The sequence below is a fragment of the Okeania sp. SIO2B9 genome, from assembly GCF_010672505.1.
In the GTDB taxonomy this organism is placed as follows: Bacteria; Cyanobacteriota; Cyanobacteriia; order Cyanobacteriales; family Microcoleaceae; genus Okeania; species Okeania hirsuta.
The window spans coordinates 1-7802 of record NZ_JAAHGK010000013.1; the positions used below are offsets into that span (position 1 = coordinate 1).

At 35.0% G+C, this 7802-nt stretch carries 10 protein-coding genes and 1 pseudogene; 2 read left to right on the plus strand and 9 right to left on the minus strand.

The annotated features are described in order from the left end of the window. The 8 genes and pseudogenes from F6K13_RS01265 to nadA form a co-directional block, all read right to left on the minus strand. A partial coding sequence (locus F6K13_RS01265; protein ID WP_124144729.1) for a hypothetical protein occupies window positions 1–973 on the minus strand: 973 nt, incomplete at its 3' end. A gap of 30 nt (window positions 974–1003) precedes the next feature. After that, window positions 1004–1618, minus strand: coding sequence for an aldolase/citrate lyase family protein (locus tag F6K13_RS01270; protein WP_287286696.1), 615 nt, complete (start codon window positions 1616–1618; stop codon window positions 1004–1006). A gap of 36 nt (window positions 1619–1654) precedes the next feature. Further along, complete coding sequence (locus F6K13_RS01275; RefSeq protein ID WP_287286697.1) at window positions 1655–1816, minus strand: hypothetical protein; 162 nt, start codon at window positions 1814–1816, stop codon at window positions 1655–1657. A 4-nt stretch (window positions 1817–1820) separates the two neighbouring features. Continuing rightward, window positions 1821–2726, minus strand: a complete 906-nt coding sequence (locus tag F6K13_RS01280) for a 2-hydroxyacid dehydrogenase (protein ID WP_287286699.1) — start codon at window positions 2724–2726, stop codon at window positions 1821–1823. Then, window positions 2726–3343 carry a class I SAM-dependent methyltransferase gene (locus tag F6K13_RS01285; protein WP_240038929.1) on the minus strand — a complete coding sequence of 206 codons (618 nt, stop codon included), beginning with the start codon at window positions 3341–3343 and terminating at the stop codon, window positions 2726–2728. Before F6K13_RS01285 ends, F6K13_RS01280 begins: the two co-directional genes overlap by 1 nt. 39 nt (window positions 3344–3382) lie before the next feature. Then, window positions 3383–4498, minus strand: coding sequence for a mandelate racemase/muconate lactonizing enzyme family protein (locus tag F6K13_RS01290; RefSeq protein ID WP_124144726.1), 1116 nt, complete (start codon window positions 4496–4498; stop codon window positions 3383–3385). Window positions 4499–4981: 483 nt separating this feature from the next. Then, complete coding sequence (locus F6K13_RS01295; protein ID WP_240038928.1) at window positions 4982–5584, minus strand: cyclopropane-fatty-acyl-phospholipid synthase family protein; 603 nt, start codon at window positions 5582–5584, stop codon at window positions 4982–4984. Between the two features lie 24 nt (window positions 5585–5608). After that, window positions 5609–6484, minus strand: a pseudogene (gene nadA / locus F6K13_RS01300) (quinolinate synthase NadA); the annotation flags it as partial. An 8-nt stretch (window positions 6485–6492) separates the two neighbouring features. Between nadA and F6K13_RS35745 the strand changes: the two are divergent. Together F6K13_RS35745 and F6K13_RS01310 are read left to right on the plus strand one after the other, a co-directional pair. Continuing rightward, window positions 6493–6708: a hypothetical protein gene (locus tag F6K13_RS35745; protein WP_375340648.1), complete on the plus strand. Its 216-nt coding sequence runs from the start codon at window positions 6493–6495 to the stop codon at window positions 6706–6708. 35 nt (window positions 6709–6743) lie between these two features. Further along, window positions 6744–7181: a VOC family protein gene (locus tag F6K13_RS01310; protein ID WP_124145151.1), complete on the plus strand. Its 438-nt coding sequence runs from the start codon at window positions 6744–6746 to the stop codon at window positions 7179–7181. A 265-nt stretch (window positions 7182–7446) separates the two neighbouring features. Here F6K13_RS01310 and F6K13_RS01315 read toward each other — a convergent pair. Beyond that, window positions 7447–7802: IS200/IS605 family accessory protein TnpB-related protein (locus F6K13_RS01315; RefSeq protein ID WP_287286700.1), on the minus strand; the 356-nt coding region annotated here is incomplete at its 5' end.

A 7802-nucleotide genomic window follows, 5' to 3' on the forward strand; every position in this document is an offset into this window, starting at 1 on the left:
AAACAGTAACTTCTTGTGGTTGTAAAATTTCTTCTATTGTCTTGTAACGTTTCCAAGGCAATTGTTGTAAAAAATCGATTGTTGTATTCCCATAACGTTCTAACAGAGGGGCTACCCATAATCCTGAAAGATTTTTACTACCTGCGAGGTATTGTAAATATCTTTGTTCAGGTAAAACAGGAACTTGGAGTATATGGAAAAGAGATTTGAGATGTTCATATTGATATAACTTCTCATTGTGAAAATGTTCCACGATAGCTAAAGCTTGATCAATTTTAGTATTACCTGCACCTAAACCATAGCCATTAATAGAACCATCAATTATAGTACATCCTGCTGCCATCGCTGCATGAGAGTTAGCAGAAGCCAAACCTAACATATCATGAGCATGAAAACCTAATACCCCATCCCATTCTTGACGTGCAGATTTGATAAAAGAAAAAACTTCATCGGGTTGTGCTGCACCCCTAGAATCAGCAAAATAAAATATATCAAATACCTCTTTTGCTGTGGCTGCTAATTTAACTGCGGATAATAATTCATCAGGGGTATAGACTGTAAAATTAGCAAAATTCAAGCTAGATGATATACCTAATTTTTTTATTTTTTCAGCTATCTTTATTGCCAAAGGAATTTCTTCTTTTACACTTACTACAATACGAATCAGATCAAGAAATTCACCCCTTGAATCTAATATTTCATCTACTTTTTCTTCGTAACATCTCAACATTCCACCAACAGAGGCGGAGTTAACTTTTTCTTTTAAACTAGCTAATAAGGATGATGGACAAGTAGCAGTAAGCATACTTTCAGGATCTTCACTCAGATAACCAACTTCAATCACATCTACACCAACTTTATCCATTCCAGTAACGACTTGGAAAACCTCACTTTCAGAAAAGTCCCAATTGTTAAGGAAACCTGCATCTCTTAAGGTTACATCTATAGCACTATGTTTTTGTAAAAAATTCATTTTTGATAACAAATAATTATATTGATCGCTTTAGTCAACTGAAGCAACTAATTTTTTCTTGGTAATTTCAACTCTGGATTGATAAAAATCATTCCTTTGAGGATTCAAGTTTTTAAGACTTTCATAATATGCTATTTCTGTATTTAACATCAATCTTACACCTTCAGATAAGTCTTGACACTTATCAATATTCAGTAAAAAATTAATAGTATTCAAATGATCCGCTTGGAACTCATTCTTGATAGAAAGAGCAGTACGAGGATTTACAAAACCTCCCACAGAAACACTTTTCCCTTTTTTATGTACTGCATCAATGATTTTTTTGCATATTTCTTGTACTTCTGGAGCGTCAACATTTTGTATTCCCATTGAATTTGATAAATCCAAGCGTCCTAACACTAGCATTTCTAGTTCATCAAAATAGGGACTATTAAGAATGATGTCAAGATTATTATAAGTCTGAATTGATTCTATCATCATAGCTAGTCTGGGCTTTTTATGATGTTTCTGACAAATTCCTTTAGTAATTGTAACAAACTTTTCCAAGGCAAACTCAGACTCTACCATTGGAGCTAAAAAAGATTCTACTCCAATCTCTAGCAAATTTCTAATTTCTGTTCTTGCTTCAACTCCACCAACTTTCATTAATACGGGTATATCATGGCTTCCTAATTGCTTACCTCAAGCAATTTCTTCTAAGTCCATATTTTCCCATTCTGAACCAGCTTTAAACATTCTTAAACCGTAAGAGTTATAAAGCTCATCAACCATTATATTTAAAGTTTTAGTCTCTAAATCTAGTGATTTTTTCAGCTCCAGTTCAGTTTTTTTCATCGCTTTCATAATTTTAAAAATTTCTCAAATAATTCGTAAGAGTCTCTACAACCATTTTAATTCTTCGTGTAAAGGATTCTTTAGTATACCAACCACGACGAGGTGTAATGATTAGATTAGGAAGTTGAAAATATTTTTCATCTTCACTCAGTAAATCTATTCCAGCATAGGATAATTTGCCATCTTCCAAAGCCCACTTCAAAGCATTAAATTCGATCAATTTATCAGGAGAAATATTAATCAATATAGCTCCTTTTTTGATTTGGGAAATATTCTGAAAATTTATGATATTCTTAGTATCTTGGTTTAAAGGTAGTGTCAGAAAAATAACATCACTTTCTGATAGTAAGGTATTCAAATCTGTCTGTATCCCTAAACTGGTAGTAAGCTGACTTCTATTACTATACTTAACTTTCATTTCAAAACCTTGAAGTATTTTAGCAATTCTTTTCCCAATATCACCCATTCCTATAATGCCTACTTTTTTGCCAGATAATTCCATACCTTGATGTTCAAACAATTGAAAGTCACCCGATCTGACTTTAGTATTAAAATCAACAATTCTTTTAGCTGCCGAAAGCATTAAAGCTACAGCATGTTCAGCAACTGATGCACCTGTATATTTGGGAGTGTTTACAACTTTTATGTTGTTTTGGTGACAATATTCCCGATCTATATAACTGGTTTCCGTTGTTGTTGCCAGTATAAATTCCAGTTGAGGAAGTTTTGATAAATTACTTGCATCTAAATTCATGAAAGTTGTTATCAAAATTTCTGTATCATTATGGGTCTCTAATATTTTTTCTAGGGAAAATGAACCAGAATTATCCTGATACCAAACTACATTCGCATGAGAAAGATGATTGAATATATCTTCTGGATAAGGCTCTCTATTATTTAAAAATAAGCATTTTTTCATTATTTTTTACTTTCAGGAATAGCAAATACCCAGTAATGTGCGTTTGATTCCTCTCCTAAATAAGGTTTATTCATTCTGCAATCTATTAATTTTAATTCTCCAAGTTGCTCTAATTCTTTATAATAACCTTCAAAATTATAAGTCTCACAAAAAACCAATCTTGTACTCATTAAAATTATGCCTCCTGGTTTTGTTACTTCCATCAGCCATCTTAATGCAGTCGGCTTTACTAAGTCAAATGAAAATACGCCACAACAAATAGTTAAATCATATTGATGATGGAAAAAAAAGGGTGGTTTTTTATTCAAATCACACCAACCCATCAAGTATTGATATGCGCCTGTTTCATAGGCTAACTTTACCATCTCATGAGAAAAATCTACCCCATCAATATAAGAAAATCCCTCTTGGCGTAATTTAACTCCAAGCAAACCTGTACCACATCCGGCATCTAAAACCTTAAGCTCAGATTTGTTACTGTAATCTATTACTTGCTGATTCACAAGTTCCATGAGATATTCTACGATGTAGCTTGGAGCATAATAATTTCTATTTTTAACATCTACATTGTATGTGGAAGCCCATTTATCATATCGTTCTTGGTGATTGATCATCATTCTTATATGTTGTTTAGAAAATACTTTTAGAAAAAATTACTATGATTTAGTATAAACGGCAATGGGTTCACCTAATATTTCCATAATCGGTTCTATGCCTAAACCTGGTGTTTCTGGTGGAATACCTGTACCCTTTTTGTAAGTATAGCCACCTTTAGCAGGAATGACGGTATGTAATCTAGTAGAGTCTGAAGTCGCTAAACGATATCTGAGGGGAGTAGCAACGGCCAAATGTATCGCACCTGTGCCTCCTATGACGCTACCGCCTGTTTCTTCTATATTCATACGAAGTCCAGTGGCTAGACAAAAATCTCGCATTTGACGTGCTTTAGTTAACCCTCCAACTCTTCCAATTTTAATATTGATAGCTTGTGCCACACCTTCTCGTTGAGCCCATAATAAATCTTGAAAAGTGTGAATGCACTCATCTAAAATAATGGGGTGTTGAGTTAGGCGACGCACAGCTAAACATTCTTCCAATGTTTCACAGGGTTGCTCAAAATATACTGTTTTATCATTGATAGAATTCATAATTTGAATAGCATGATCTGGCAACCAAGCACGATTAGCATCTATGGTAATCTTTTCCTGTGGCTGTAATTCTGCCATGATTGCTTGAATACGGGCAATATCAAGGGAAACCTCCCCACCAATTTTAGGAGAAAAAATATGATATCCTTGATCTCTTCGTTGTTTGAGATCGGCAACCATTTCTTCTGGTGTACCATTGGCAAAAGCCCCTATTAAATCAGCGTGTTCGCTAAAACGTCCTCCCAACAGTGTATAGAGGGGCAAATTAGCATATTTACCTAATATATCCCAACAAGCTACATCAATAGCAGACTTGACATATAAATGTCCTTTGAGAGTTAAGTCCATAAGATGATTTATGTTCTCTAACTCAAGGGGATTAGCTCCTATAAGTATAGGAGCTAATTGAGCCATTCCTGCCTTTATTCCTCCAGCAAAAGCAGGTAAGTAAGATTGTCCAAAAGGACAGGACTCACCCCAACCTACGATACCATCACTGGTTGTAATAGCGACAATAATGCTGTCCATTTTGTCCACAAATAAACGTCCACCTGAAATTCGATATGGCTTAATTAATGGTAATTCTACTTCGTAAATATTGATCTCACAAATTTTAATTGTCATGTTTGAATTTTGTTGTTAACTCAAAAATAATAGCTTAAATCATTGACTAAAACTTAAGTAAGAAAGTGTTCAACAATTAATAATTAATTATTATTGAAGAAGGAGACAGGAGACAGGAGACAGGAGACAGGAGGAAAATTACATGGGGATTCTAACCCCAAGTAATTTTGAACACCGTGTAGACGGTGGGGTATTAAACCCACAAAGAAAATGATAATTAATTATAATATCATGTCCGGATAATTAGTGATCAAAAAAACTTTCTCCTTTTCCTCCTCTTTATTCTTTCTTCTTCTTTCTTCTTCTTTGTTGACTTCTGACTCCTGACTCCTCTGTCATTTATTTATAACTGGTAAATTCTGTTGAGGTCAATTTGACCACTTCATTGAACCCTTGTCTGTACTTCTTCCCCAAAACGTCGATAATGAATTGGTACATTTTGAGAAAGATCAATAAAATGTAGTTCCTCAAAACCAAACTCTTTTACTGTTTGACTGTAAAACAGATAAGACCCAATATCACTAATTCCCAGACGGTCAAAAGCAGGTTGCAATGCTCCTGGGGGCAAATTTCGCTTTGCATGGGGTCAGTAAAAATTAATTCGCCTCCCGGTTTTAATATTTTTTTAATTTCTGGGAAAACTAGACAGCGATCGCCACTATGCACAATGGCATCCTGAGACCAAACTATATCAAAGGAGTTATCTGCATAGGGGATATCCTCAAAACTTCCTTGAGTAACTTCTACCAAGTGGCTTAAGTTTTGTTCTTGATTAAGTTGACTGTTGCGTTGATTTTGCAACTGGCTTAAATTGAGACAACACACGGAACAGCCATAAGTTTTAGCCAAATACCTAGCTGCCCCTCCATATCCAGCTCCCAGGTCGATGACCCGTGAATTTTGGTCTATTTTTTCTAGAGTTTGGGCAATGGTTTCTAGGGTACGCAGGGACGCATAGTGAATTGCTTCGTCTGGTTGGGTGTAGATGCCATCATGAATATGTTCCCCTCCCCAGATAGCTGCATACATTCTGTCGGTTTCGGTGTCATCATAATATTGTTGGGCAATTTTTACTGCTTCTGTCATTTATCCTCTATCTATAACTTTTGCCTAATTAAATGAAAGTTCTAACATCTTTTGAATAGGTTTTAGTGCTTCTACTCGCGTCTCTTCAGGAATCTCAATTTCTGGTGTTTTATTTTTCATTGCCAGATAAAGTTTTTCCAAAGTATTCAACCTCATGTGAGGACATTCGTTACAAGCACAATTATTCATCGCTGGTGCAGGAATAAAGTTTTTGCTCGGTGCTTTCTTTTGCATTTGATGAATTATTCCTGGTTCCGTTGCCACAATAAATGTTTGGTTTTGGTTTTCCTGACAATACTTCAATAAAGCAGTGGTTGAACCAATATAATTAGCATGACGCAACACACTCGGTTCGCATTCTGGATGAGCGATAATTTCAGCTTCGGGATGCTCTATTTTTAATTGCACCATCTTTTTTTCAGAAAATGTCTCGTGAACAATGCAACTTCCTTCCCACAAAATTAAATCTCGTCCGGTTTGCTCCATGACATAACGACCCAGGTTCCGGTCTGGGGCAAAAATTATTGGTTGGTCTGCTGGTATTTGCTTAACTATTTTGACTGAGTTGGAACTGGTGCAGATAATATCGCTCATTGCTTTAATAGCAGCAGTGCAATTAATATAAGAAACTACTATTGCATCAGGATGGACTGCTTTAAATTTGGCAAATTCTTCCGCTGGGCAACTATCGGCGAGAGAGCAACCTGCATCTAAGTCTGGGAGGAGTACCAGTTTATTTGGGTTGAGAATTTTTGCTGTTTCCGCCATGAAATGAACTCCGGCAAAAATGATGACATCAGCATCTGTTTCTGCTGCTTGTTGAGAAAGACCGAGGGAGTCACCTATATAGTCAGCAATATCTTGAATATCCGGTTCTTGATAATAGTGAGCAAGAATTAAATGCTGTTATCTTAGCTCACTATTATCAAGAACCGGATATTCAAGATATTGCTGACTATATAGGTGGGTTGACATCAGGAATATTCTCTTTTTTTATCCCCTTAAAAGGGGAGGCGCATACCCACAATTTATCGGTCAAACATCCCCAACTTATTGAAGAAACTCAAATCCACAACGGAATGTTGATTCTTCCTTTTTGTTTAAATTTTATCGGATGTTTTTAGTCAAAAATCTATCGATCAATTACTAGGAATTAAGTATGAATCAAGTTATTTTTCATTTAGCTTTTCCCGTTAATGATATTGCTCAAACAAAAAAATTTTATGCTGATGGTTTGGGTTGTGAAGTTGGTCGAGAATCTCCAAATTCTGTGATTTTAAATCTTTACGGTCATCAAATAGTTGCTCATGTTGCTAAAGACACTTTAGAACCGCAAAAAGGAATTTATCCGAGACATTTTGGTTTAGTTTTTACTCTAGAAAGTGACTGGGAAGCTTTATTGGAACGTGCCGAAAAAAATAATTTTAAATTTTATCAGCAACCTAAGCGACGGTTTACAAATTCTCCTTTGGAGCATCGTACTTTTTTCTTGGAAGACCCGTTTCATAATTTGCTAGAGTTCAAATATTATTGTCATTCAGAAGCAATTTTTGGCTGCAATGAACATCAAAAAGTTGGCGATGCTGTAGCAGTTTAAATTAGTCTAGTTGTTAGATGTGGAAAAGTTATCAAAAATAGACTTATCTAACTTATCTAATAGTTCATAAAAATATAGTCAAATATGACATATCTTTATTTTGCAGGTGTTACCCTAACTGGGTGAACTACAACACCACGCCAGTTGCTTCAAGTCGGGGAACCCGCCCAACGCACTGGCTTCTCTATCCCATAGTCAAAGACAAAAGGGAGCTGCTTTTCTCATAATGTTCAAAGAACCATTAAAATCAGCATTAATTAATCCTTTACTGGTGGTGCAATTGCATTCCTCTTTTTACTCTTTTACCTGAGAAGATGACATAATTTTTCTGACCTTTGTTGTAAACTGGAATCAAATCATTATCCATAAAACTTGCTTTTGACGTATAAGATTCTTCTGTAATAATTATATTTATCTCTACAATCTTGGCTTGATAAGATAACATTTCGATTAACCTGTTATAGGGAACAAATATAAAATTTTGATTATTTCTTTTACCTAAATTTATCTTCTGTTTCCAGTTTTCATTGTGCCCTATTATTAATGTTCGTATTTTCTGATTAATCAGGGTATTAATAACCAAACGAAATGATTTATGAAGATAATCATTAATTTTGAATA

Bases quoted from the DNA above. Each gene is read 5' to 3' on its own strand.
- F6K13_RS01270 (WP_287286696.1), bottom strand. From the start codon at position 1,618: ATGAAAGTTGGTGGAGTTGAAGCAAGAACAGAAATTAGAAATTTGCTA.
- F6K13_RS01275 (WP_287286697.1), bottom strand. From the start codon at position 1,816: ATGAAAGCGATGAAAAAAACTGAACTGGAGCTGAAAAAATCACTAGAT.
- F6K13_RS01280 (WP_287286699.1), bottom strand. From the start codon at position 2,726: ATGAAAAAATGCTTATTTTTAAATAATAGAGAGCCTTATCCAGAAGAT.
- F6K13_RS01285 (WP_240038929.1), bottom strand. From the start codon at position 3,343: ATGATGATCAATCACCAAGAACGATATGATAAATGGGCTTCCACATAC.
- F6K13_RS01290 (WP_124144726.1), bottom strand. From the start codon at position 4,498: ATGACAATTAAAATTTGTGAGATCAATATTTACGAAGTAGAATTACCA.
- F6K13_RS01295 (WP_240038928.1), bottom strand. From the start codon at position 5,584: ATGACAGAAGCAGTAAAAATTGCCCAACAATATTATGATGACACCGAA.
- F6K13_RS01310 (WP_124145151.1), top strand. From the start codon at position 6,744: ATGAATCAAGTTATTTTTCATTTAGCTTTTCCCGTTAATGATATTGCT.